We start from the raw sequence: 22,498 nt of genomic DNA on the forward strand, positions 1-22,498 counted from the left end.
AGGGCCTCGTTTTTTCTTTGCCCAAAATGTGGTATGATGTATTTACTTATTTTATAAAAAAGGATGTTATCAATATGAGCGTGAAGCCTGTAATACATGAGTTTATAGTTGTAGAAGGACGTGACGATACAACTGCAATCAATCGTTCAGTTATTGCAGATACTATCGAAACCAATGGCTCAGCACTTTCACAAGAAACAATTGAAAAAATTAGACACGCTCAAGAACTACGAGGAGTTATTATTTTTACAGATCCAGATTTTCCAGGTGAGAAAATTAGAAAACAAATTGATTCTGCGGTGCCCGGATGTAAGCATGCGTTTATTAATCGACAAGACGCTTTGCCAAAAGCCGGACGTGGTCTCGGGGTAGAACATGCGAGTAGTGCCCATATTAGAGAAGCTTTAGAGCACTTTCATACAAGTGGCAATCCAACAGAAAAACAATATATCTCCAAAGAAATCCTTATTAACTTAGGGCTTTTAGGTGGAGTTGGAGCAAAAGAACGTAGAGAAAAAATCGGCAATATATTAAAAATCGGTTATACGAATGGAAAACAATTGCAAACAAGGTTGGAATCATTTGCCATTAGTGAAGAACGATTAGTAGCCGCATGCCAAATGATTATGCAGGAGGAAGAAAATGAGTAAAGATATTGCAACTCCCGGAAGAACAACGGAAATTTTAAAAAAATATGGTTTTTTATTTAAAAAAAGTCTTGGTCAAAATTTTCTTATCGACAGCAATATTTTGACGCGGATTACTGATACAGCTGAAATCACGAAAGAAACGAACGTCATCGAAATCGGACCAGGAATCGGTGCGCTAACCGAGCAACTTGCCAAAACAGCGAATGAAGTCGTTGCGTTCGAAATTGACCAACGTTTGTTACCCATTCTGGATGATACACTTAGTAACTACGATAATGTTCGCGTTGTCCATAATGATGTGCTTAAAGCCGATGTTGCTGAAGTAATCACTGAACAATTTGCGAAACCTGAACTGCCTCTTAAAATTGTGGCAAATCTGCCTTATTATGTAACTACCCCTATTATTTTAAAATTACTTCATGATAATATCCCAGCAGACTCGATGACTTTTATGTTGCAAAAAGAAGTTGCTGACCGAATTAGTGCTGTTCCAAGCACGAAGAGTTACGGCAGCTTAACAATTGCTATCCAATTTTACATGGAGGCAGAATTAGCCTTTATTGTTCCGAAAACTGTCTTTATGCCGCAACCTAATGTCGATTCTGCCGTCATTCATTTAAAACGCCGCAAAGAACCATTAGCAAAAGTAAACGACGAAGAGTTTTTCTTTGAAGTCACAAGGGCTTCTTTTGCCCAAAGAAGAAAAACATTATGGAATAATTTAGCATCCAAGTTTCCGCCTTTAAAACCTCGTAAAGAAGAGTTGGTAGAAGGTTTAAATGCAATTGGTATAGACTTAATAAGACGCGGAGAAACGCTTGATATACCAGAATTTGCTAAATTAAGTAACTTTCTTGCTGATTTCCTCGCAGAAAAATAATTTTTTTCAAAAAGAGCGCTTTCATAGTTGACAGCTAACCCTTCTAACTGTTAAAATATTTGGTTATTGATTTCGAGCCTCATCTGTGCTATAATAGATATTAGTGAGGTGGAAAATAAATGCCAAAAACCATTGCAAGCATTAAGACGAATTTAGATTCTAGATTAGGTAAAGCATTGACATTGAAAGCAAACGGTGGTCGTAAGAAAACGATTGAACGTTGCGGTATCCTAGCTGAAACATATCCATCCGTTTTCATTGTGGAGCTTGATCAAGATGAAAACAACTTTGAAAGAGTATCCTATAGTTATACGGATATCTTAACAGACGCAGTAGAACTTGTATTTACAGATGATAATAAAGAGTTAGCTTTATAATAAGCTGAAGTAACCGAACCGTATAGTGTGGTTCGGTTTTTGCTTTACATAGAAACCCTTTTGGACCGCTAGCTACATATTTTTTCTTTCATATGATAGAATAGAAAAAGAGATTTTGAACGCGGAGGCCAAGAAAAATGAAAATAAGCATAACAGCACCAGCTAAAATTAATCTTTCGCTTGATGCGCTATACAAACGTGAAGATGGCTATCATGAGGTGGAAATGGTGATGACAACGATAGATCTTGCTGATAGATTATTCTTAGAACGCTTAGACGAGGATAAGATTGTGTTGGATGTAAAAGCGCATTTTATTCCAGAAGACCGTCGTAATTTGATTTATCAAGCGGCCCTCCTTTTAAAAAATCGGTTTAACATAAATATGGGAGTGCGCATCACAATTGATAAGCACATTCCAGTTTCAGCGGGATTAGCTGGTGGGAGTTCGGATGCTGCGGCAGCGCTCAAAGGTTTAAATATCATTTGGGAGCTCGGTCTTTCGATAGAAGAAATAGCAGAAATAAGTTCCGAAATCGGCTCTGACATAGCTTTTTGCGTATATGGTGGAACTGCTCTTGCGACTGGGCGTGGAGAAAAAATCTCTGCGTTGCCTAATATGCCTGGTTGTTGGATAGTACTGGCTAAACCTAGCATTAGCGTCTCGACACCAACGATTTATAAAGAATTACAAGTAGATAATGTAGAACACCCTAACACAGAAAAAATGGTTGAATCTATCAAAAATGGTGATTTAGACGGAATTTTTGCTTCAACAGGAAATGTATTAGAGTCTGTGACACTAGAAAAAAATCCGCAAGTAAAGCGAATTAAGGACCGGATGTTAGCATTTGGTGCTGAGGCGGCTCTAATGAGTGGTAGCGGCCCGACAGTTTTTGCGCTTATCAAACAGTATTCGAGAGCAAAACGAGTCTATAATGGCTTGCGAGGCTTTTGTGAGGAAGTTTATATGGTTAGACCGTGGAGTGAAAGTGAAAACGACACGATTAATTAATGGATGAGAGGGGTCAGACAAATGAAAATTATTTTTAATGCAGATGACTTTGGAATTAGCCCAGGAGCAGTTTATGGTATTTTGGAATCGTACAAACGAGGTGTCGTAAAATCAACTACACTTCTTGCTAATAGCCCGGCTTTTGATTTGGCTATAGAAGTAGCGAAAGAAAATCCTGGATTGGATGTTGGTGCTCATTTGACCCTTACATTCGGTTATCCGGTGCTTCAAGGTCTAGAAACGCTAACGGATGATAATGGACGTTTTCGCAAAAACTATACAGCGCTTGAGTCTGGCTTAGCTGATGTAGATATGGAAGAAGTAGAGCGTGAATTAACAGCACAAATCGAGAAAATTCTGGCAGCAGGAATCACTATTTCTCACTTTGATACACACCATTCCATTGAACCATTAATTTATCCAGTTCAACATAAATTAGCTGAAAAATATGGTGTAAGTATTAGACGTCATTCGGATGTGTCTGATTTTGGCGCTATTAAAACGCCAGATTTGTTCGATACATCTTTTTATGCAGATGGAGTATCTTTTGAGACAATTAAAAAAATAGTACAAGAGCATATCGGAACAAACGATGTCGTGGAAGTGATGACTCATCCAGCGTATATCGATGAAACGCTACGAGAAATATCCAGTTATGTAGAGCCGCGCATCAAAGAAGTTTCCATTCTAACTTCCAGAGAATTACAAGCATATTTAGGCCAACAAGAAGTAGAAATTATTAGTTTCCGTGACTTATAAAAGCATTGGCCTGTCAAAAGATGTTTATTTGGCAGGCTTTTTAATACTTTAAAAGAATAAAAGTTGTCAATTTTATAGAAAACGTTTTATAATAGAGAAAATACGGACAAAATACGTGAAATAGCTTTTTAATATACGGAATTTTATCAAAGGGAGAGAGATTATGAAGATTCGTCGCAGTGAACGATTAATTGATATGACACAGTTTCTATTATCGCATCCGCGAAAGTTAGTGCCACTTACGATGTTTGCTGAACGTTATGGCTCAGCTAAGTCTTCTATTAGTGAAGATTTAGTTATCATAAAGAAAACGTTTGAAGATAGAGGGATTGGAACGCTTGAAACAGTGCCAGGTGCTGCTGGTGGAGTGCAGTATATTTCAATAGCGGGGAATGACGATGTGCTTGATTTTGTGCATACACTCTGTAACCGAATCGCAGAACCTAACCGACTACTTCCAGGAGGGTATTTGTATCTGTCAGACTTACTCGGGGAGCCAGTGACGCTTAAAGCGATTGGTAAAATTTTAGCTACCAAATTTAACAACCAAAAAATAGATGCCATTATGACTGTGGCAACAAAAGGTATCCCTATTGCACAAGCTGTAGCTGAGCACCTAAGTGTACCTTTCGTTATTGTGCGCCGAGACAGTAAGGTTACTGAAGGCTCTACAGTGAGCATTAACTATGTTTCAGGCTCATCTAAACGAATCGAAAAAATGGAATTATCCAAACGTAGCTTAGCAGAAGGATCTAATGTAGTAATTGTGGATGATTTCATGAAAGCTGGCGGGACGATTAATGGAATGAAGAATTTGTTAGAAGAATTCAATGCGCATTTAGTTGGTATTGGTGTTCTAGTTGAATCTGAATACGCAGAAGAGCGCTTAGTAGATGATTACGTTTCACTTGTAAAAATTAAAAACGTCAATATGAAAGAAAAACAAATTGAAGTAGTCGACGGAAATTATTTTAATAACTGATAGATAAGCCCTAGAAGAATTTTCTGGGGTTTTTGTTTTCGATGAGTGATACTAAAAAACAAATCAGACTTGCGATGTACTTCACTCACTTAACTTTTATGGTAGAATGAAACCTATCATTGCTACATAAAATATAGGGCTTCTATCATTAGAAGCAGAAGGAGAACATTCATGAAAAAATGGGTTAAATGGTTAATTGTTATCGTTATTATCGCAGTAGTTGCCGTTGGTGCGGTTTTCTTACTGTCGAAAAATAGTAGCTCTGTAACACAAGAAAAATTAGTTACAGCCAAAGTGAAACAAGGGGATATGAAAATTAATGCTACGGGAACAGGTGCGATTTCTCCGCAAAACACACAGGTTCCAGATTATGATAAGCTTCAATTAGTTGCGCAAATGGACGAACTTGATATCCCTAACATCAAGAAAGATCAAGAAGTTAAAATTACAGTAACAGCCCTTCCTGATAAAACATACATAGGAAAAGTAAAAGAAATTGCAGAACAAGGTCAAGTTCAAAATGGCGTGTCTAGCTTCTCTGTCATTATTTCTCTTGATGAAACAGACGATTTGAAGGCTGGTATGACCGCAGATGCATCCATTTTAGTAAAAGAGAAAAAAGATGCACTATACGTGCCGATTGAAGCTGTTCAAAAAGACAGTGAGGATAAATACTATGTACTAGTGCCAGAAGAAAAAGAAAATGGTAAAACAAAAAAAGTGAAAAAATTTGTAGAAACTGGGCTTCACAACGAAGATAATATCGAAATCACTAAAGGGGTTAAAAAAGACCAAAAAGTAATCCTTCCTACACAAGAAACTTCCACAGTTCCAGGTGCTCCAAGCTAAGTTTTTTGTATATACGTATTAGATAAATAGTATGAAGGAGGGATAAACATGCCAAAACCGCTAATTGACATGAAAAATTTAACGAAAACATATACACTAGGCGGAGAAACATTTAAAGCGTTAGATAACGTTACTTTTACTGTTGAAAAAGGTGAATTTTTATCCATCGTTGGCCCGTCTGGATCCGGTAAATCAACTTTAATGAATATGATTGGTTGTTTGGATGTTCCTGATGAAGGCAGTTATCACCTTGATAATGTAGATGTGTTTAAATTAAGTGACAACAAATTATCCGAAATTAGAAATAAGAAAATCGGTTTCATTTTCCAACAGTTTAACTTACTTCCTAAATTATCTGCTTTTGAGAATGTAGAATTACCTTTAATTTATGCGGGATTAAGTGTTTCGGCGCGTGAAAAAGCTGCAATCGAATGCTTAGAAAAAGTAGGTTTACTAGAGAAACGTAGAAACCTGCCAACCCAACTATCTGGTGGGCAACAACAACGTGTAGCTATTGCACGTGCGCTTGCTGGCAATCCGCAAATCCTTTTAGCAGATGAGCCAACAGGAGCTCTTGATTCTAAAACAGGAAAAGAAGTAATGAGTATTTTACAGGAATTGAACCGAGCAGGAAATACCATCGTTATGATTACTCATGATGCGACTATCGCTTCTTATGGAACAAGAAGTATTCGTATTCAAGATGGTAAGCTATTTCACGAGGAGGCGACAAAAGCATGAACGTTCTCCAAAGTATGAAAATGGCGTGGAAACAATTAAAAGCAAGTAAACTTAGGTCGTTTTTAACGATGTTGGGTATCATTATTGGGGTCGCGTCAGTTATTCTTTTAGTATCACTAGGCAATGGTGTAACGAAAGAAGTAGATGACCAAATGGGTGATTTAGGCTCCAACCTAATTACAGTAGTTAATAGTTCAGTGAATCCAAATGATAAATATACCTATGATGAAGTAATGAAATATCAAAATATTGATGGTGTAAAAAGCGTCTCTCCAGAATTATCTGGACAAGTCAATGCGACATTTGATTATAAAAGTTCAAGCAATAAAGTCATTGGAACAAATGACCAGTATAAAGCGGCTCGTAGCTTAGAAATGAAGGATGGGCGCTTTCTATTACCTATTGATACAGAATATGGTCAGAAAGTGGCTGTAATAGGCTCTACGGTAGCCAGTGATCTTTTTGGTTTTGGTAATCCTATCGGTGAAACAATTAGGTTGAACGGTATGCCTTATAAAATAGTAGGTGTTCTTAAAGAAAAAGGCGCTTCTATGATGGGATCAAGTGACGATCAAATCTTTATCCCGATTTCTTCAGCTCAGCGATTGCTAAAAGATACAAATGTACGTACTATCTATGTAGAAACAAAATCTGCTAGTGATGTTGATTTCGTAGTCAATACACTAGAATCTCGTCTTGCAATTAAGTTTGGTGATGAAAAAGAACAAGAAGAAAATGCTTCTTCTGCTCAAATGGGGCCATCATATCAAGTCATTAATCAGCAAGAAATTCTCAATGCATTTAATACCATTAGTACTACCCTAACTACTGCGCTTGGAGCAATTGCTGCTATTTCGCTTGTAGTAGGTGGGATTGGGATTATGAATATTATGCTTGTTTCTGTTAGCGAAAGAACCAGAGAAATAGGCATAAGAAAAGCATTAGGAGCTAAAAAGCGAGCAATACTGCTACAATTTCTAATAGAATCCATTGTAATTAGTGTTTGCGGCGGGATTATTGGAATTATTATCGGTGTTTCAGGCGCGTTGCTATTTGGCTCAGTTGCGGGCATATCATCAGGAATTACGGCCGGAACCATTATATTCTCGTTTGTATTCTCTTTATGCATCGGCGTAATATTTGGTATTGCCCCTGCGAACAAAGCATCTAAATTAAGACCAATTGATGCTTTAAGATCAGAGTAAAGAAAAAAGGAATCCGGAATAAAGTATTTCGGATTCCTTTTTTTAATTTAAAATTATTGCTTTAAGTTGTCTTGTCATCTATATTTAATCTTTTTGTCACAATTAAGCGCTTTCAAAATGAGAATTCGATGTATTTTTTACTTGAAAAAAGAAATAAATACTCAAAACATGCATTAGAATAGGGTTTTCGGGGTATACACTATTTATTGACTTATTCAGATAAAATGAGTAGATATATATATAAATGTAAATATATGAGCTCAGAAAAATCATAAATTCTCTGTAAATTGTATACAATTATTTTTGACAAAACATAATTTTAACACCATTTTACTAGCATTCTTGCTTATGAAATAGTATGATGATTACATCGTGTTACTGTTCTAGCAATGGTTTTGGGGTTTTTATTATGCATGTGATAAAAATTGTATACAAAACAAAAACTAGAAGAAACAATCTGAAAATGTCAATGGTTTTTAAAGAAAAACTATTTTTTTTAGTTTACAATTCACAAAGTTGTCAAATTTAGTTTTTTTTATTATTATGTTCATAGGGAAGAATTTTACGTTAATATTGCTTGCTCATAAAAGTGATTTTTTCTATGGGGGAATTTTTCTCGAGTGTGTACTTATGTTGCATGTGAGCATTGTTTACTAGCAGCGCAACTAGATTAAGGTGGTGAAGATAATGGAGATTACAGATGTGAGATTACGACGTGTTGAGACAGATGGGAGAATGAAAGCTATTTCTTCAATTACGATTGATGGTGAGTTTGTTATTCACGACATTCGTGTCATCGATGGCAACGAGGGTTTATTCGTAGCTATGCCTAGTAAACGTACGCCGGATGGTGAGTTTAGAGATATTGCTCATCCAATTAACTCAGGCACCCGTGCAAAAATTCAAGAAGCCGTTTTAGCTGCTTATGAAGTAGCTGACGAGCCAGCAGTAAACGAAGAAAGCTCTACAGACGAAAGTGTTGTAGAAGAAAACTAAAAAATCCTCGGATAGGGAGAACGTTGTTGGGAACAGCTGGGGGATAAATACCTAAGATTTAGCTGGGATAAGCAGATTCTTTTTGAAAGAGGCAAATGGGATAAGGAGTGACTAATAATGCAAGTAACAGATGTGAGATTACGTCGTGTAGAAACTGATGGAAGAATGAGAGCGATTGCTTCAATCACTTTAGATGAGGAATTTGTAGTTCATGATATTCGCGTTATTGATGGGAATAACGGATTATTCGTAGCTATGCCAAGTAAACGTGGTGTTGATGGTGAATTCCGTGACATCGCTCACCCAATTAATTCTGACACTCGTGCAAAAATTCAAGAAGTAGTTTTAGCTGAATATGAGCGCGTTGGTGAAGAAGAAGCTACTGCAGTTACAGAAGAAGAATCTGAATCCGTTTCTGCTGAATAATTAAAAATTTTCAGGGGCTAGCCTTAGTGCTAGCCCTTTTTGTGTAGAATAACTATGAAAAAAATCATAAATAGCCTTGGTCTTCTATTTTGGCTATGGTATAATTAAAAGCAGATTGTAAAACGAGGAGGAGATTTTAAGTGATGTTGCAAAAACAAATGTATTCAAGCAAATATTTTTGTAGCACAAATGTAAAATCCTCTTTTAATAAGCAAATAAATAACCACACTGTATCTTTCGGAATTTTCAAACAAATAAAACTTTAACTTTCCTCTTTACCTAAAAATGTAGGTAGGGGTTTTTATTTGGGCGGATTCTTGAAAAAAAGCAAATTTTACGTTATCATTCATAGTGGATGAATAGTGAATATTGGAGGTTCTATATAATGTCAAAACGATATGCTGTAGTGCTTGCTGCTGGCCAAGGCACACGGATGAAATCAAAATTATACAAAGTATTACATCCTGTTTGTGGAAAACCAATGGTCGAACATGTAGTAGATCAAATTTCGACACTTGATGTTGATAAAGTCGTTACAATAGTAGGTCATGGTGCTGAAAAAGTACAAGAGCATTTAGCTGGTAAGAGTGAGTTCGTAAAACAAGATGAACAGCTGGGAACTGCACATGCGGTACTTCAAGCGAAATCAGAACTTGCGGGAAAAGAAGGCGTGACATTAGTTGTTTGTGGTGATACACCTTTAATCGAGGCTAGCACAATGGAAGCTTTATTAAAATACCACCATGAAAAAAGAGCAAAAGCAACTATTCTTACAACGGTTATTGAAGACCCTACAGGCTACGGACGTATTATCCGCGACGACCTTGGTATTGTAGAGAAAATCGTTGAACATAAAGATGCAACAGAAAAAGAACAACGCATTTCAGAAATTAACACTGGTACATATTGTTTTGATAATAAAGCTCTTTTTGAAGCTTTAGAAAATGTCTCTAATGACAATGTGCAAGGGGAGTATTACTTACCAGATGTTATTAAAATTTTAAAAGATGCTGATGAAGTTGTTGCGGCATATAAAATGGAATCCTTCGAAGAGTCACTTGGAGTAAATGATCGAATTGCTTTAGCAGAAGCTTCCAAATTAATGCAACGTCGAATCAATGAGAATCATATGCGTAATGGGGTGACGCTTGTTAATCCTGAAAGTACGTATATTGATATAGATGTAAAAATAGGTCAAGATACAGTTATTGAACCCGGGGTAATGCTTCGTGGAAATACTGTGATCGGTGATGATTGCGTGGTAACGAGTGGTTCTGAAATCGTAAGTAGCGTTATTGGTGAACGGGTGCACGTCAGAAATTCCTCGATTTTTGAGAGTAAAGTAGGTGATGACGTCCAAATCGGACCATACGCTCACTTAAGACCAGAATCTGATATTCATAACCAAGTGAAAATTGGGAATTACGTCGAAACTAAAAAAGCGGTTGTTGGCGAAGGAACTAAATTACCTCATTTCATTTATATGGGAGATGCGGAAATTGGTAAAAACGTCAATGTCGGTTGCGGAAGTATTGCTGTTAATTATGATGGCAAAAATAAAGCGAAAACTATCATTGGGGATAATGTCTTTGTCGGCTGTAATTCAAACTTGATTGCGCCTGTCAAAGTGGGAGACCGCGCTTTTATAGCGGCTGGCTCAACAATTACCAAAGATGTTCCTGAAGATGCGCTAGGTATCGCTCGCGCAAAACAAGATAATAAACTTGGTTACGCGAAACATTTGAATCACGGTAAATAATTTCCAATTGGAAAATTTAAAATTTTAATAAAAAATAGTGGAGGCTGATTATGTCAAACGAGTATTTTGATCCAAAGTTGAAGATTTTCTCGCTAAATTCTAATCGTGAACTAGCTGAAGAGATTGCGAAAGAAGTAGGTATTGAATTAGGAAAATCAAGCGTTACTCATTTTAGTGATGGAGAAATCCAAATTAACATTGAAGAAAGTATCCGTGGTTGTCATGTATATGTTATTCAATCAACGAGTAATCCTGTAAACCAGAATTTAATGGAACTTTTGATCATGATTGATGCGTTGAAACGCGCTTCCGCAGCAACAATTAATATTGTTATGCCTTATTATGGTTACGCTCGTCAAGACCGTAAAGCAAGAAGTCGTGAGCCAATTACGGCTAAATTAGTAGCAAACTTAATCGAAACCGCTGGTGCAACTAGAATGATTACACTTGATATGCACGCGCCGCAAATCCAAGGTTTCTTTGATATTCCGATTGACCACTTAAATGCTGTTCGTCTTCTAAGTGACTATTTTAGTGAACGTCATTTAGGTGATGATTTAGTAGTAGTTTCACCTGACCACGGGGGGGTTACCCGTGCTCGTAAGATGGCTGACCGGTTGAAAGCGCCGATTGCTATCATTGATAAACGTCGACCGCGTCCAAACGTAGCTGAAGTAATGAACATTGTTGGTAACGTTGAAGGGAAAGTCTGCATTATCATTGATGACATTATTGATACCGCTGGAACAATCACACTTGCTGCAAAAGCATTACGTGAAGCTGGTGCAACGAAAGTATATGCATGTTGTTCTCATCCGGTTCTTTCTGGGCCAGCGATGAAACGCATTGAAGAATCGCCAATCGAAAAATTAGTTGTTACAAACTCCATCGCTCTACCAGAAGAAAAATGGATTGATAAAATGGAACAACTTTCTGTAGCGGCTCTTCTTGGTGAAGCAATTGTTCGTGTTCACGAAAATGCTTCTGTAAGTTCTTTATTCGAATAAAGTTTAAATCTAAAAAGGATTTTTCTATGATAGTTATAGAGAAATCCTTTTTTATAATTGTAGATGGGATGAAATGTTGGAATATATACTTTTTATATAAATCTCCCCCGCTAATAATATAAAAGCATGATAAAGTTGAGTTGAGATAAAAACCTTAAGAGAGCGGGATTAGAGTGTTTTTTAGCTTAGAAATGATGGATTGCATACAGGGATTTTGACTGTTAAAGTTCACGAAATGTCTATTGTAATGGTTCGGTTTGTTAGGTACTCTTGTATAGAAAAAACCAAATAGGAGGAACATCTGTGAAAATGCTAAAAAAGGGTACAGCAGTATTGTTTGTAATGATTATGGCAGTTATGTTAGTCGCATGTGGGGACAAAGAAGAAACGAAAACTTACACAATTTCTCAAAATGGTGTAGATTCGAAATTAACTTACACTTATAAGGGAGACAAAGTTACTAAACAAACAGCTGAAAATACAATGTTATATACTTCGCTAGGCGTTACTTCAAAAGAAGACGCTGAAAAAGTGCTTAAGGCAACAAGTGAGAAGTTTCAAGGTATTGAAGGTTTGAAAGAAAGCATTGAATATAAAGATGATAAAGCAATTGAAACCTTAGAAGTTGATTACACGAAAATATCTTCTGAAGATATAAAGAAAATACCAGGTATGGCATCAAGTGGGGATGCATCTAAAGGAATTAGTATGAAAGAGTCTGAAAAAATGCTGAAATCTCAAGGTTTTAAAGAAGTTGAAAAATAAGCTAGGGGTAAAAAAGAAGTATCCGACTAATCGGATACTTCTTTTTGCTTAATAATCTTGCGCTTCAATAACAACAGCTGTTCCGGAAGCAGTAACCATTAACATACCATTATCGGCACCGAGCACTTCGTAATCAATGTCCACGCCTATTACCGCGTTCGCTCCAATGTCTTTAGCTCGGGCTTCCATTTCTTTAATAGCTTCTTCGCGTGCGTTGATAAGTTCATCTTCATAACCTTGTGAACGACCGCCGAAGAAATTTCTAAGCCCGGCTCCAATATCTTTCATAAAATTAACACCAGTAATGACTTCGCCGAACACGATTTTTTTATACTCGATAATTTGTTTGCCTTCAATGTTTTGTGAGGTGGTTACAATCATGATTTATCCCTCCAGTTTTCTTTTATAATACCTTATAGTACTTTTTCTAGTCAAAAAAATGCTAGTTTAATTTGTGCGATTTCTCGCTTTTTCTATATAAGGAATCGCATCTGGGACTTTGCATGATGTTTTCCCTAGATTTACGTGGACTTTTCCAACTGATTTGGCAGCTTCTATAGCTTTTTCATACAAATCATCTTTGTAAATTCCACAAGTGATGATAAAGCCGTTCATTGAATAGCGAGTTCTATTTGATTCAGTCTGTAGTGTTTCTTTTGCGCGTTGAAGTAATTCCTCTGCTTCAGGTAAATTGTTAATATGATTGCTATATATCTGCCACCCCATGGATTTTGTTAAATCATAATCACTTTCAATCCACTTCTTAGCGAAAAGGAGCGCGTCGTTTCGTTTGGTCACAAGCGATGAAAGTCCGGAAGTTAACATAGTCCAAGTTTCTCGAAAAGCAATATTCCACTTTTCGATTTGTTCGGTAGTTACTTTGTTTGGGTCAATCGCAAGTAAGCCGAGATAAATTAAGTCACTATTATTTGATTCAATTAGTTCCACTGCGAGATCGTGATTTTTATTTAATTTTTCGCGACGGATTATTTTCTTTAAGTCACCAATTTTTAAACCGTAAAGTTCTAATGTTTCCGGGCAGCCGTGGTTTCGGAAAATTTTAATGGTGTTTTGGTTTTCTAAGGCTTGCAGTTCAGTGTTTAATTGGTTAAAAGTAATCATGTGCGCCCTCCTCTCGAATAAATTAAGTATAACAAAAAAAGCATGCAAAGTCGCATGCTTTTAAGGTTTAAGAATATTAGTCGATTTGTTTCATTGCGTCGTCTAGAACTTTTTTAAGTGTATCTGCTGAATTTTTCATTTGTTCTTTTTCTTTATCGTTTAAGTTCATTTCAACAATGTGGCGGACGCCTTGACGGTTAACGACTGCTGGTGCGCCGATATAAATGTCATTCATACCATAGTGGCCATCTAAATAAACAGAAAGTGGTAAAATCGCATTTTCATTATTTAGAATTGCTTTGGTAATACGAGCAAGGGCGGCAGCGACACCGTAAAATGTAGCGCCTTTTTTATTAATGATTTCATAAGCTGCATCACGAACGCTTACGAAAATAGTATCCATAGCACCTTGTTCGTCTTCGCTAATCCATTCGGCAATTGGAAGCCCCCCAACTGTTGTATGACTCCATGCAGGGAATTCTGTGTCACCGTGTTCGCCAAGGATATAGCCATGGACGTTACGAGCATCCACTTTTAAGTAATCTGCAATGGACATACGGAAACGTGCTGTATCAAGGCTTGTTCCTGAACCGATAACACGTTCTTTCGGAAGGCCTGAGAATTTCCATGTAGCATAAGTCAGGATGTCTACTGGGTTAGAGGCGATTAAGAAGATACCATCAAATCCGCTAGCCATAACTTCATCCACTATACCTTTCATGATTTTAATATTGCGGTTTACTAGGTCTAAACGAGTTTCACCAGGTTTTTGTGCGGTTCCGGCAGTGACGACAACTAAGTCCGCATCATGGCAGTCGCTATAATTTGCTGAGTATATTTTCTTCGGTGTGGAAAATGGAACAGCGTGACTTAAATCCATTGCATCCCCAATTGTTCTGTCTTTATCTATGTCAATAATGCCGAATTCTTGTCCGATACTTAAGTTTACACAAGCAAATGCATAACTAGAGCCAACTGCTCCGTCGCCAACTAAAATAATTTTTTGATGATCTTTCATTTCGAATTCCTCCTATAAAAAATCTATTTACTAGTACAGTATAACATGAATTTTTCATTTGTGAAGCATTGAACGTCCTAAATTTAAAAAAGTTGTTATAATGAATTCGTGAAAACGCTATAGTACAGTTTGAAAGCGTCTGCATTACGTGAGGTTCGCTATTTTCTGTTTACCTTTTATTGAGAATTATAAACCTTACAAACCAAAACAAGGCTATTCCTTTGTTTTGCTATTTTTCTAAAGGGTAGATATAATATAGATGTACCAAAATTGAATGAGTGGAGTGATTTTTTATGGCAACAACATTAGAGGTCCAGAAAAGAGAAACAACGCAACATTCAGAAGTAACGAGATTGCGTAGTGAAGGAAAAGTACCTGGAATTATTTATGGTTACAAATCGGAAAATGTTCCAGTTTCCGTTGATTCTTTGGAATTAATCAAAGCAGTTCGTGATAATGGTCGTAACGCCGTATTTTCAGTTACTGTGGACGGCAAGAAATTAAATGTTTTATTACATGAATATCAAGTAGATCCGTTAAAAGATGTATTAGTGCATGTTGATTTACTAGCGGTTGATATGAATGAAGAAGTTGAGACAGATGTTCGTGTGGTATTAGTTGGTGATGCTCCAGGTGTTAAAGCTGGCGGCGTACTTCAACAAATTATCCATGACGTAAAAGTTTCGGCAACACCAGAAAAATTACCAGAAACAATTGAGTTAGACATTTCTTCATTAGAAATCGGTGATGTTTTAACAACGAACGACCTTCCGGAAAACAAAGATTATGTTGTGCAAGCTGAAGAAGAAGAAACAGTAGTAACTGTATCTGCTCCTCGTGCTGAAGAAGAACCAACGACTACGGAAGCGCCTGAACCAGAAGCTGTACATGGTAAAGATGAAGAACCTGTTGAATAATTTCTAATAAATAAGGATGGAAGATTCGCATTTGTTTGCGATATCTTCCATTTTTTTTGTTATAATAGTTTCGAGAAGGAGGCGTTTATATGCTTGATAAGTCAGTACCACATATTTCTGTTGTTATGGTTAATCATGATGCTACAAATTATCCGGAATTTTGTTTGCCGGCAGGATATTCTTTTTGCTTTTATAAAGAGGGGTTAGAAGAAGATTGGTGTAAACTACAAGTTGAAACTGGTCAAGTCCCATCAATGGATAGTATTCGCGCTCGTTTTGAAACGGAATTTGGAAATGAAAAAGAAAAATTAGCCAAGCGTTGTGTCTTTGTAGAGGCGCCAAATGGTGAAATTATTGGAACGGCGATGCTTTGGGACGGAAATACATTCGGCAAAATGGAAAGCCGGATTCACTGGGTTGCAGTGCTTGACTCCCACGGCGGAAAAGGTATCGCAAAAGCCTTATTATCCAAAATTCTCGGCCTGAATAAAAGCAAATTTGTCTATTTAACAACGCAAACAGGTAGCTATCAAGCCATCTATTTATATAAAAAATTTGGTTTTGAAAAATACATTGGAAAAATACCGGAAAATTGGAAAACAGTCAATTTTCAAGAGGAAAACGAAACAGCGTGGCAAATTATCGAAAATAAAATTGCTGAATACCAAGCATAGTTGGAAAACTTTCAACCAAGTGAAATCCATGTTATAATCAAAAAAACATCGAAACAAAAACCAGTTCATTCGTGAAGTGGTTTCGTTCATGTAAGGAGAAGCTTTTATGAAATTAATCGCAGGACTCGGAAACCCGGGTAAAAAATACGAACGTACCCGGCATAATGTCGGTTTTATGGTAGTGGATGAGCTGAGTTTTCGCCATCAAACTCCTTGGAAAAAATCAAAGTTTAACGGTATGGTAAGTGAAATTAATGTTGGCGGCGAGAAAATGATTTTAGTTAAACCGCTGACTTTTATGAATGCTTCTGGCGAGTGTATTCGTCCGTTAATGGATTACTACAATATCCATGTAGAAGACGTTCTAATTGTATATGATGATTTAGATTTACCAGTAGGAAAAATCAGATTGCGTCAAAAAGGCAGTGCAGGCGGTCATAATGGGATGAAGTCGATTATTCAGCACCTCAAAACACAAGAGTTTAATCGTATTCGTGTGGGTGTCAGTCGTCCTTTAAAAGGGGAAGTCATCCATTATGTACTAGGCGATTTTCCAAAAGTAGAACAACCTGATATTATCACGGCAATTCAAAAAAGCGCTGATGCTATTGAAGATTTTGCGCAAACACCATTCATTGAAGTAATGAATAAGTATAATTAATGAATAGATTACTCGAGAGGCGTGGCAATCTTTTGCCACGTATTTCGGTCTTTCTTCTAGCGTTTGATTTAATCTCGCATTGCATAGAATGAATTTTCTGACAAAAAGGAGCTGTTTTCCCTTGAAAGGGTTACAACAATTAATATATGAACAAAAAGATATTCGCGCAGTCTTAAAAGCGCTTGATGAAAAAGAAAAATCACAACTTGTCACAGGTCTTACTGGTTCCTCGCGTGCACTATTTGCAAGCGTAGTAGAAGGTGCCTCTAAGCGGCCAGTTGTGTTTGTGACGCATAATTTGTATCATGCGCAAAAATTATACGATGATTTACTTTCATTAATAGATGTTGACAGATTATTTTTATATCCAGCAGATGAATTAATTTCTTCGGAGCTAAGTATTTCTAGCCCAGAACTTCGCGGACAACGCGTTGAAGCGCTTGATTTTTTGTTATCTGGCAAACCAGGAATTGTTATTGTTCCAGTTGCAGGGCTTAGGAAAATGCTTCCGCCTGTCTCGCTTTGGAGACATTTTAATATTTCTATCGTGGAAGGCGAAGAAATTGATCCAGATGTCTTGCGTCAAAAATTGGTCACAATGGGTTATACAATGAGTGGAATGGTGAATACTCCTGGAGAATTCAGCGTTCGTGGAGGTATCATTGATATCTATCCAATTACAGAAGAATTTCCTATCAGAATAGAGCTTTTTGATACCGAAGTGGATTCTCTTCGTTTCTTTGATGTGGAAACGCAGCGTTCGACAACACGGGTGGAAGAATTTCGTCTGCTTCCTGCGACAGAAATCATTTTAGATCAAAGCTACTATCCTGACATTGTTAGGCGCTTAGAAAAGAAAATGATGCTAACGTTAAATGAACTAACGGAAAACGAAGATAAACAAGTACTTGTTGAAAATTTAGAAGAAGATCTTGAAATGCTTCGTTCTGGTGTAAAACCAGATATGTTCTTTAAATATATTGGCCTTGCTTATCCGGATCCAGCTTCACTTTTTGATTACTTACCAAAAAACACCACTATTTTACTTGATGAATTTGGGCGGATTTTGGAAACTGAAGAAAGTTTGGAACGGGAAGAAGCGGAGTGGCAAACGGAAACATTAAGCCGAATGGAAGCGGTTCGCGACGTTCAAGTGAGTCATTCTTTTAAAAAATTACTAGATGAAAACCATTCACCGAAAATATACTTAACTCTTTTCCAAAAACAAATGGCAAGTATGCGTGTGTCAAAAACGACCAATATTGTTTATAAACAAATGCAGCAATTTCACGGCCAAATGAATGTTTTAAAAACAGAAATAGAAAGCTGGCACAAAAATAATTATGCAGTAGTAATTTTAGCGCCAAATTTAGAACGTGCCGAAAAAATGCAACAAACTTTAGCTGACTACAATATGGAAAGTGCGATTTTGAATAAAGAATCTGACGTACCGAAATACGGTATGGTTCAATTCGTCATCGGAACCTTCCAAAATGGTTTTGAACTTCCGCTTGCAAAAGTAGCAATTATTAGTGAGACTGAACTTTTTAATAAAAAAATCAAAAAGGTAAAAAAACGACAAAAGCTTTCTAATGCAGAGCGAATTCAAAGTTATTCAGAGCTAAAAGTTGGCGACTATGTGGTTCATGTTAATCATGGTATCGCTCGCTATGTCGGGATGGAAACGCTAGATATTAATGGTGTGCATAAAGATTATTTGTTACTTGTTTATCAAGGAGAGGACAAACTTTTTATCCCAGTTGACCAACTTGATTTAGTTCAAAAATATGTTGGTGCAGAAGGAAAGTCTCCAAGGCTAAATAAACTTGGGGGCGCTGAATGGAAGCGTGTTAAGAAAAAAGTACAGGCTTCCGTTCAAGATATTGCCGATGATCTAATCAAATTATATGCCGAACGAGAGGCTGAAAAAGGCTATGCGTTTAGTGCAGATGACGAAATGCAGCGCGAATTTGAAGAAGCCTTCCCGTATCAAGAAACCGATGATCAATTGCGCTCAATTTCAGAAATCAAAAAAGACATGGAACGTCCGCGACCAATGGATCGACTTCTGGTTGGAGATGTTGGCTACGGAAAAACCGAAGTGGCTTTAAGAGCTGCCTTCAAAGCAATCATGGACGGCAAACAAGTTGCTTTCTTAGTCCCAACAACTATTTTGGCGCAACAACATTATGAAACAATGAAAGAGCGATTCCAAGGTTTCCCAATTGAAATTGGACTTTTAAGCCGTTTTCGTACGAAAAAACAACAAACAGAGACATTAAAAGGCATGAAAAATGGCACGGTTGATATTGTTGTCGGAACACACCGCTTATTATCAAAAGATGTTGTATATCAAGATTTAGGCTTACTTGTAGTCGACGAGGAACAACGATTCGGTGTAACGCATAAAGAAAAAATCAAACAAATGCGATCTAAAATAGACGTACTAACGCTTACAGCAACCCCAATTCCACGAACACTTCACATGTCTATGCTTGGTGTTCGTGACTTGTCTGTTATTGAAACACCTCCAGCGAACCGTTTCCCAGTTCAAACATATGTAGCAGAGCAAAATAATGTTTTAGTTCGTGAGGCAATTGAACGTGAGTTGGCGAGGGATGGACAAGTTTATTATCTGTATAACCGTGTCGAATCAATTACGCAAAAAGCTGACGAAATTTCTGCGATGGTCCCAGATGCGCGTGTTGCAATTGCTCATGGTCAAATGGGTGAATCGGAATTAGAGTCGGTTATTTTAAGTTTCCTTGAAGGGGAATTCGATGTACTCGTCACAACAACTATTATTGAAACTGGAGTAGATATCCCGAACGTTAACACCTTGTTTGTGCAGGATGCTGACCGTATGGGGCTATCACAACTGTATCAATTGCGCGGACGGGTAGGGCGTTGGAACAGAATTGCGTATGCTTACTTTATGTATCAAAAAGATAAAATTTTGCGTGAGGAAGCTGAAAAACGCTTATCAGCTATTAAGGAATTTACCGAGTTAGGGTCTGGATTTAAGATAGCGATGCGCGATTTATCTATTCGTGGTGCCGGAAATATCCTTGGAGCGCAACAACACGGCTTTATTGACTCGGTCGGCTTCGACCTTTATTCACAAATGCTAAAAGAAGCCATTGAAGCGAAAAAACCGAAAGAAGAGCAAAAACAAATCGTTCCAGTTGAAATCGACATTCAAGCAGATGCCTACATTCCAGAATATTATATTACTGACGGTCGCCAAAAAATCGAGATGTACAAACGTTTTCGTAATATTGAATCGCTAGCAGACCTAGAAGACTTGCAAAGTGATATGATTGACCGCTTTGGCGAGTATCCAGAAGAAGTGGAGTATTTATTTACAATGACCGAACTCAAAGTACATGCACTTGAAGTTGGAATTGAGTCAGTTAAACAAGAACAAAATAAAATTACGATGCTATTTTCAGAAAGCGGTACAGCTGCGATTCGCGGTGATATAGTCATGCAAATCATCGGTGAATTTGGTCGTATGGTTGGAGTGGGTATGGAAGGCACGCAGTTGAAAATTACTGTAAATGTCCAAAATAAACCTTTAAAAGAATGGCTATACCAAGTGAAAAGTCTAGCTGAAAAACTTCGCGGAGCAATGAAAGAGCAAGTATCCACTGAAAATTAAAACGTTATTAAGAAGGAAGGAGGTGGCGGGATGTCAGAACGTTCCATGAAAAGACTAATGAAAGGAGCGGCTTGGCTAACCGCTGCCTCGTTTATCTCTAAAATACTTAGTGCGGTTTACCGAGTACCTTTTCAAAATATGGTGGGGGATGTTGGGTTTTATATTTTTCAACAAGTATATCCAATATATGGAATTGCAATGACACTCGCGCTTGGTGGCTTCCCAGTTGTTATTTCTAAAATGCTGGCAGAAGCAAAAGGAGATTTAAGAAGACAGCAAATAATTATGCGTGCTGTCTCCAGAATGCTTCGAATTGTAAGCATAGCGGTTTTTGCTTTCTTGTTCCTATTTGCAGGTTTGATTGCAACTATGATGGGAGATCCAGCCCTTTCTGAGTTAATTCGTGTGATTAGTTTTGTATTTTTACTGATGCCACAACTCGCGTTCATGCGTGGATTTTTTCAAGGTGAGGGAGACATGATACCAACAGCAATTTCCCAAACAGTTGAACAAATAATTCGAGTAGCCATTATTTTAATCGGAGCAGGACTTGCGCTTAATTTGGGTCTGGATTTATATGATGCTGGTTCACTGGCGATGAGCGGTGCATTTTTTGGCGGGATAGCTGGAATCTTTGTTTTGCGCCACTTTTATAATAAAAAAGTCGCTCTTGGAGGAGGATTACAACCTGCTGTATTTGCTAATAAAGAAGAAAAAGTGGGAATTGGACGGGCTTTTTTACGTCAAAGTGTAGCGATTTGTATTGTCAGTTCCATGTTGATTCTTTTTCAATTGGTGGATTCTTTTCAAGTTTATCGGTTGATGAATGATTCTGGAATTCCGGAATTTATTGCTAAATCTCTCAAAGGTATATACGACCGCGGACAGCCGATTTTACAATTAGGACTTGTATTATCGACGGGGCTCGCTCTTGCGCTTGTACCTATGATTACTGCGGCAAGAGTTCAAGACCAGCAAAAAGAACTTAAACGATCTATTTTGTTAGCGGTTAAAATTACATTGATTTTATCAGGAGCAGAAACAATTGGATTAATCGTTATTATGCGACCATTAAATCAGATGCTATTTCAAACTCCGGATGGGACCTTAGTTTTACAATTATTTATGCCCGCAGTTTTTCTTAGTTCCTTAATTGTAATGTTGAGCAGTATTTTACAAGGCTTCGGAAAAATCATCGTGCCCGCAGTTGGTGTTGGAATCGGTCTTATTGTAAAATGGATAACAGGTAGTATACTAATTCCGCGACTTGCAACAATTGGTGCTTCAATTTCAACGTGTATTGGCTTACTAGTAATCCTTATCATTTGTTATATTTCACTTAAACAGTCCATTCGTGTGCCATTCGTAGAGAAAGCAATGATTTTAAGATTAATTGCTGCATTAGCTTTAATGGCAATAGTTCCATGTTTATTCGAATGGTTCGCGCCATCAAGTACTAGACTCGGAAGTGCATTTCAAGCTATAACAAGTGCTGCTATTGGCGGAAGCGTTTTTCTTGTTTTTGCTCTGAGGTACAAATTGCTCGGCCCGAAAGATTTCGTTTTCCTTCCGTTTGGCTCCAAATTACTCGCACTTAGTAAGTTTGTAGCACGTAAATAATAATATAAAGTAGGTGAATAAAATGGCAACAACTATGCGCTTAGATAAATATTTAAAAGTTTCAAGGTTAATTAAAAGACGAACAGTAGCAAAAGAAGTAGCTGAAAAAGGACGAATTGCTGTCAATGGAGTAACAGCTAAACCAGGAACAAATGTAAAATCTGGGGATGAACTTGTGATTCGCTTTGGTCCGAAAATTGTTACAGCAAAAATTGAACGCTTAGAAGAAAATGCAAAGAAAGACCAAGCAACAGAAATGTATACAATTTTAAAAGAAGAACGCACAGACGAAAGTAGATGAAAATCGTCTGAAATCGCGCACGTTAGCCGATTTCAGCCGATTTTTTATTTCGTATATTAAAATGCAAACAATTTTTAACAAAAAAGTCAAGAAAAATATCATAAAAAAAGCGGAT

At 37.3% G+C, this 22,498-nt stretch carries 23 protein-coding genes; 20 read left to right on the forward strand and 3 right to left on the reverse strand.

Annotated elements, in window-relative coordinates:
* The first annotated feature begins 74 nt into the window (after nucleotides 1-74).
* From rnmV to HCB38_RS10800, 14 genes are all read left to right on the forward strand, one after another.
* Entirely contained in the window at nucleotides 75-650 is a 576-nt protein-coding gene (gene rnmV / locus HCB38_RS10735; protein ID WP_185319485.1) for a ribonuclease M5, read from the forward strand.
* Nucleotides 643-1,530 (forward strand): 16S rRNA (adenine(1518)-N(6)/adenine(1519)-N(6))-dimethyltransferase RsmA, encoded by an 888-nt coding sequence (gene rsmA, locus HCB38_RS10740; RefSeq protein WP_185638474.1) that lies wholly within the window; start codon nucleotides 643-645, stop codon nucleotides 1,528-1,530. Before rnmV ends, rsmA begins: the two co-directional genes overlap by 8 nt.
* A 119-nt stretch (nucleotides 1,531-1,649) precedes the next feature.
* Entirely contained in the window at nucleotides 1,650-1,907 is a 258-nt protein-coding gene (gene veg, locus HCB38_RS10745; RefSeq protein WP_003718261.1) for a biofilm formation stimulator Veg, read from the forward strand.
* 137 nt (nucleotides 1,908-2,044) lie between these two features.
* On the forward strand, nucleotides 2,045-2,920 hold the full coding sequence (ispE, locus tag HCB38_RS10750) for a 4-(cytidine 5'-diphospho)-2-C-methyl-D-erythritol kinase (protein WP_185319483.1): 876 nt from the start codon (nucleotides 2,045-2,047) through the stop codon (nucleotides 2,918-2,920).
* A gap of 21 nt (nucleotides 2,921-2,941) precedes the next feature.
* Nucleotides 2,942-3,679 (forward strand): chitin disaccharide deacetylase, encoded by a 738-nt coding sequence (chbG, locus tag HCB38_RS10755; RefSeq protein WP_185319482.1) that lies wholly within the window; start codon nucleotides 2,942-2,944, stop codon nucleotides 3,677-3,679.
* A gap of 163 nt (nucleotides 3,680-3,842) precedes the next feature.
* Nucleotides 3,843-4,661 (forward strand): pur operon repressor, encoded by an 819-nt coding sequence (gene purR / locus HCB38_RS10760; RefSeq protein ID WP_003759983.1) that lies wholly within the window; start codon nucleotides 3,843-3,845, stop codon nucleotides 4,659-4,661.
* Between the two features lie 171 nt (nucleotides 4,662-4,832).
* Nucleotides 4,833-5,510 carry an efflux RND transporter periplasmic adaptor subunit gene (locus HCB38_RS10765; protein ID WP_185619801.1) on the forward strand — a complete coding sequence of 226 codons (678 nt, stop codon included), beginning with the start codon at nucleotides 4,833-4,835 and terminating at the stop codon, nucleotides 5,508-5,510.
* Nucleotides 5,511-5,558: 48 nt separating this feature from the next.
* Complete coding sequence (locus tag HCB38_RS10770) at nucleotides 5,559-6,251, forward strand: ABC transporter ATP-binding protein (RefSeq protein ID WP_185319480.1); 693 nt, start codon at nucleotides 5,559-5,561, stop codon at nucleotides 6,249-6,251.
* Nucleotides 6,248-7,456, forward strand: a complete 1,209-nt coding sequence (locus HCB38_RS10775) for an ABC transporter permease (protein ID WP_185319479.1) — start codon at nucleotides 6,248-6,250, stop codon at nucleotides 7,454-7,456. Before HCB38_RS10770 ends, HCB38_RS10775 begins: the two co-directional genes overlap by 4 nt.
* 687 nt (nucleotides 7,457-8,143) lie before the next feature.
* Nucleotides 8,144-8,452: a septation regulator SpoVG gene (gene spoVG, locus HCB38_RS10780; RefSeq protein WP_070024360.1), complete on the forward strand. Its 309-nt coding sequence runs from the start codon at nucleotides 8,144-8,146 to the stop codon at nucleotides 8,450-8,452.
* A 117-nt stretch (nucleotides 8,453-8,569) separates the two neighbouring features.
* Nucleotides 8,570-8,878, forward strand: a complete 309-nt coding sequence (gene spoVG, locus HCB38_RS10785) for a septation regulator SpoVG (RefSeq protein ID WP_003722726.1) — start codon at nucleotides 8,570-8,572, stop codon at nucleotides 8,876-8,878.
* Nucleotides 8,879-9,263: 385 nt separating this feature from the next.
* A complete protein-coding gene (gene glmU, locus HCB38_RS10790) occupies nucleotides 9,264-10,637 on the forward strand; it encodes a bifunctional UDP-N-acetylglucosamine diphosphorylase/glucosamine-1-phosphate N-acetyltransferase GlmU (RefSeq protein ID WP_185608000.1) in 1,374 nt (457 codons plus the stop codon).
* Nucleotides 10,638-10,687: 50 nt separating this feature from the next.
* Nucleotides 10,688-11,644 carry a ribose-phosphate diphosphokinase gene (locus HCB38_RS10795; RefSeq protein ID WP_003722728.1) on the forward strand — a complete coding sequence of 319 codons (957 nt, stop codon included), beginning with the start codon at nucleotides 10,688-10,690 and terminating at the stop codon, nucleotides 11,642-11,644.
* 303 nt (nucleotides 11,645-11,947) lie between these two features.
* The gene (locus tag HCB38_RS10800) at nucleotides 11,948-12,409 is read left to right on the forward strand and encodes a YehR family lipoprotein (RefSeq protein ID WP_185319477.1); all 462 of its coding nucleotides are present in this window, start codon (nucleotides 11,948-11,950) and stop codon (nucleotides 12,407-12,409) included.
* A 48-nt stretch (nucleotides 12,410-12,457) separates the two neighbouring features.
* On the opposite strand, the gene HCB38_RS10805 is transcribed toward HCB38_RS10800, so the two are convergent.
* The 3 genes from HCB38_RS10805 to HCB38_RS10815 all read right to left on the reverse strand — a co-directional run bounded on the left by HCB38_RS10805 (nucleotide 12,458) and on the right by HCB38_RS10815 (nucleotide 14,549).
* Nucleotides 12,458-12,790 carry a putative heavy metal-binding protein gene (locus HCB38_RS10805; RefSeq protein WP_185319476.1) on the reverse strand — a complete coding sequence of 111 codons (333 nt, stop codon included), beginning with the start codon at nucleotides 12,788-12,790 and terminating at the stop codon, nucleotides 12,458-12,460.
* 66 nt (nucleotides 12,791-12,856) lie between these two features.
* Nucleotides 12,857-13,531, reverse strand: a complete 675-nt coding sequence (locus tag HCB38_RS10810; RefSeq protein WP_185319475.1) for a DNA alkylation repair protein — start codon at nucleotides 13,529-13,531, stop codon at nucleotides 12,857-12,859.
* Nucleotides 13,532-13,607: 76 nt separating this feature from the next.
* A complete protein-coding gene (locus tag HCB38_RS10815) occupies nucleotides 13,608-14,549 on the reverse strand; it encodes an L-lactate dehydrogenase (RefSeq protein ID WP_185319474.1) in 942 nt (313 codons plus the stop codon).
* Nucleotides 14,550-14,842: 293 nt separating this feature from the next.
* Between HCB38_RS10815 and HCB38_RS10820 the strand changes: the two genes are divergently transcribed.
* From HCB38_RS10820 to HCB38_RS10845, 6 genes are all read left to right on the forward strand, one after another.
* The gene (locus HCB38_RS10820) at nucleotides 14,843-15,466 is read left to right on the forward strand and encodes a 50S ribosomal protein L25/general stress protein Ctc (RefSeq protein ID WP_003722740.1); all 624 of its coding nucleotides are present in this window, start codon (nucleotides 14,843-14,845) and stop codon (nucleotides 15,464-15,466) included.
* Between the two features lie 89 nt (nucleotides 15,467-15,555).
* Nucleotides 15,556-16,140 carry a GNAT family N-acetyltransferase gene (locus HCB38_RS10825; RefSeq protein ID WP_185619803.1) on the forward strand — a complete coding sequence of 195 codons (585 nt, stop codon included), beginning with the start codon at nucleotides 15,556-15,558 and terminating at the stop codon, nucleotides 16,138-16,140.
* Between the two features lie 106 nt (nucleotides 16,141-16,246).
* Nucleotides 16,247-16,801, forward strand: coding sequence for an aminoacyl-tRNA hydrolase (gene pth / locus HCB38_RS10830; RefSeq protein WP_185319472.1), 555 nt, complete (start codon nucleotides 16,247-16,249; stop codon nucleotides 16,799-16,801).
* 121 nt (nucleotides 16,802-16,922) lie between these two features.
* Nucleotides 16,923-20,462 (forward strand): transcription-repair coupling factor, encoded by a 3,540-nt coding sequence (gene mfd, locus HCB38_RS10835; RefSeq protein WP_185638476.1) that lies wholly within the window; start codon nucleotides 16,923-16,925, stop codon nucleotides 20,460-20,462.
* Between the two features lie 30 nt (nucleotides 20,463-20,492).
* Nucleotides 20,493-22,082 (forward strand): putative polysaccharide biosynthesis protein, encoded by a 1,590-nt coding sequence (locus tag HCB38_RS10840; protein ID WP_185638478.1) that lies wholly within the window; start codon nucleotides 20,493-20,495, stop codon nucleotides 22,080-22,082.
* Between the two features lie 34 nt (nucleotides 22,083-22,116).
* Nucleotides 22,117-22,383, forward strand: a complete 267-nt coding sequence (locus HCB38_RS10845) for an RNA-binding S4 domain-containing protein (RefSeq protein WP_281380855.1) — start codon at nucleotides 22,117-22,119, stop codon at nucleotides 22,381-22,383.
* Nucleotides 22,384-22,498: the final 115 nt, after the last annotated feature.

Origin of the sequence: Listeria farberi (genome assembly GCF_014229295.1) — a bacterium.
Lineage (GTDB): Bacteria > Bacillota > Bacilli > Lactobacillales > Listeriaceae > Listeria > Listeria farberi.

Coding starts and splice junctions, on each gene's coding strand:
- glmU (WP_185608000.1), top strand. CDS start 9,264: ATGTCAAAACGATATGCTGTAGTGCTTGCTGCTGGCCAAGGCACACGG.
- spoVG (WP_003722726.1), top strand. CDS start 8,570: ATGCAAGTAACAGATGTGAGATTACGTCGTGTAGAAACTGATGGAAGA.
- spoVG (WP_070024360.1), top strand. CDS start 8,144: ATGGAGATTACAGATGTGAGATTACGACGTGTTGAGACAGATGGGAGA.
- purR (WP_003759983.1), top strand. CDS start 3,843: ATGAAGATTCGTCGCAGTGAACGATTAATTGATATGACACAGTTTCTA.
- HCB38_RS10795 (WP_003722728.1), top strand. CDS start 10,688: ATGTCAAACGAGTATTTTGATCCAAAGTTGAAGATTTTCTCGCTAAAT.
- HCB38_RS10815 (WP_185319474.1), bottom strand. CDS start 14,549: ATGAAAGATCATCAAAAAATTATTTTAGTTGGCGACGGAGCAGTTGGC.
- HCB38_RS10805 (WP_185319476.1), bottom strand. CDS start 12,790: ATGATTGTAACCACCTCACAAAACATTGAAGGCAAACAAATTATCGAG.
- pth (WP_185319472.1), top strand. CDS start 16,247: ATGAAATTAATCGCAGGACTCGGAAACCCGGGTAAAAAATACGAACGT.
- HCB38_RS10845 (WP_281380855.1), top strand. CDS start 22,117: ATGCGCTTAGATAAATATTTAAAAGTTTCAAGGTTAATTAAAAGACGA.
- rnmV (WP_185319485.1), top strand. CDS start 75: ATGAGCGTGAAGCCTGTAATACATGAGTTTATAGTTGTAGAAGGACGT.
- rsmA (WP_185638474.1), top strand. CDS start 643: ATGAGTAAAGATATTGCAACTCCCGGAAGAACAACGGAAATTTTAAAA.
- HCB38_RS10765 (WP_185619801.1), top strand. CDS start 4,833: ATGAAAAAATGGGTTAAATGGTTAATTGTTATCGTTATTATCGCAGTA.
- ispE (WP_185319483.1), top strand. CDS start 2,045: ATGAAAATAAGCATAACAGCACCAGCTAAAATTAATCTTTCGCTTGAT.
- HCB38_RS10770 (WP_185319480.1), top strand. CDS start 5,559: ATGCCAAAACCGCTAATTGACATGAAAAATTTAACGAAAACATATACA.
- HCB38_RS10825 (WP_185619803.1), top strand. CDS start 15,556: ATGCTTGATAAGTCAGTACCACATATTTCTGTTGTTATGGTTAATCAT.
- HCB38_RS10810 (WP_185319475.1), bottom strand. CDS start 13,531: ATGATTACTTTTAACCAATTAAACACTGAACTGCAAGCCTTAGAAAAC.
- HCB38_RS10775 (WP_185319479.1), top strand. CDS start 6,248: ATGAACGTTCTCCAAAGTATGAAAATGGCGTGGAAACAATTAAAAGCA.
- chbG (WP_185319482.1), top strand. CDS start 2,942: ATGAAAATTATTTTTAATGCAGATGACTTTGGAATTAGCCCAGGAGCA.
- veg (WP_003718261.1), top strand. CDS start 1,650: ATGCCAAAAACCATTGCAAGCATTAAGACGAATTTAGATTCTAGATTA.
- HCB38_RS10820 (WP_003722740.1), top strand. CDS start 14,843: ATGGCAACAACATTAGAGGTCCAGAAAAGAGAAACAACGCAACATTCA.
- HCB38_RS10840 (WP_185638478.1), top strand. CDS start 20,493: ATGTCAGAACGTTCCATGAAAAGACTAATGAAAGGAGCGGCTTGGCTA.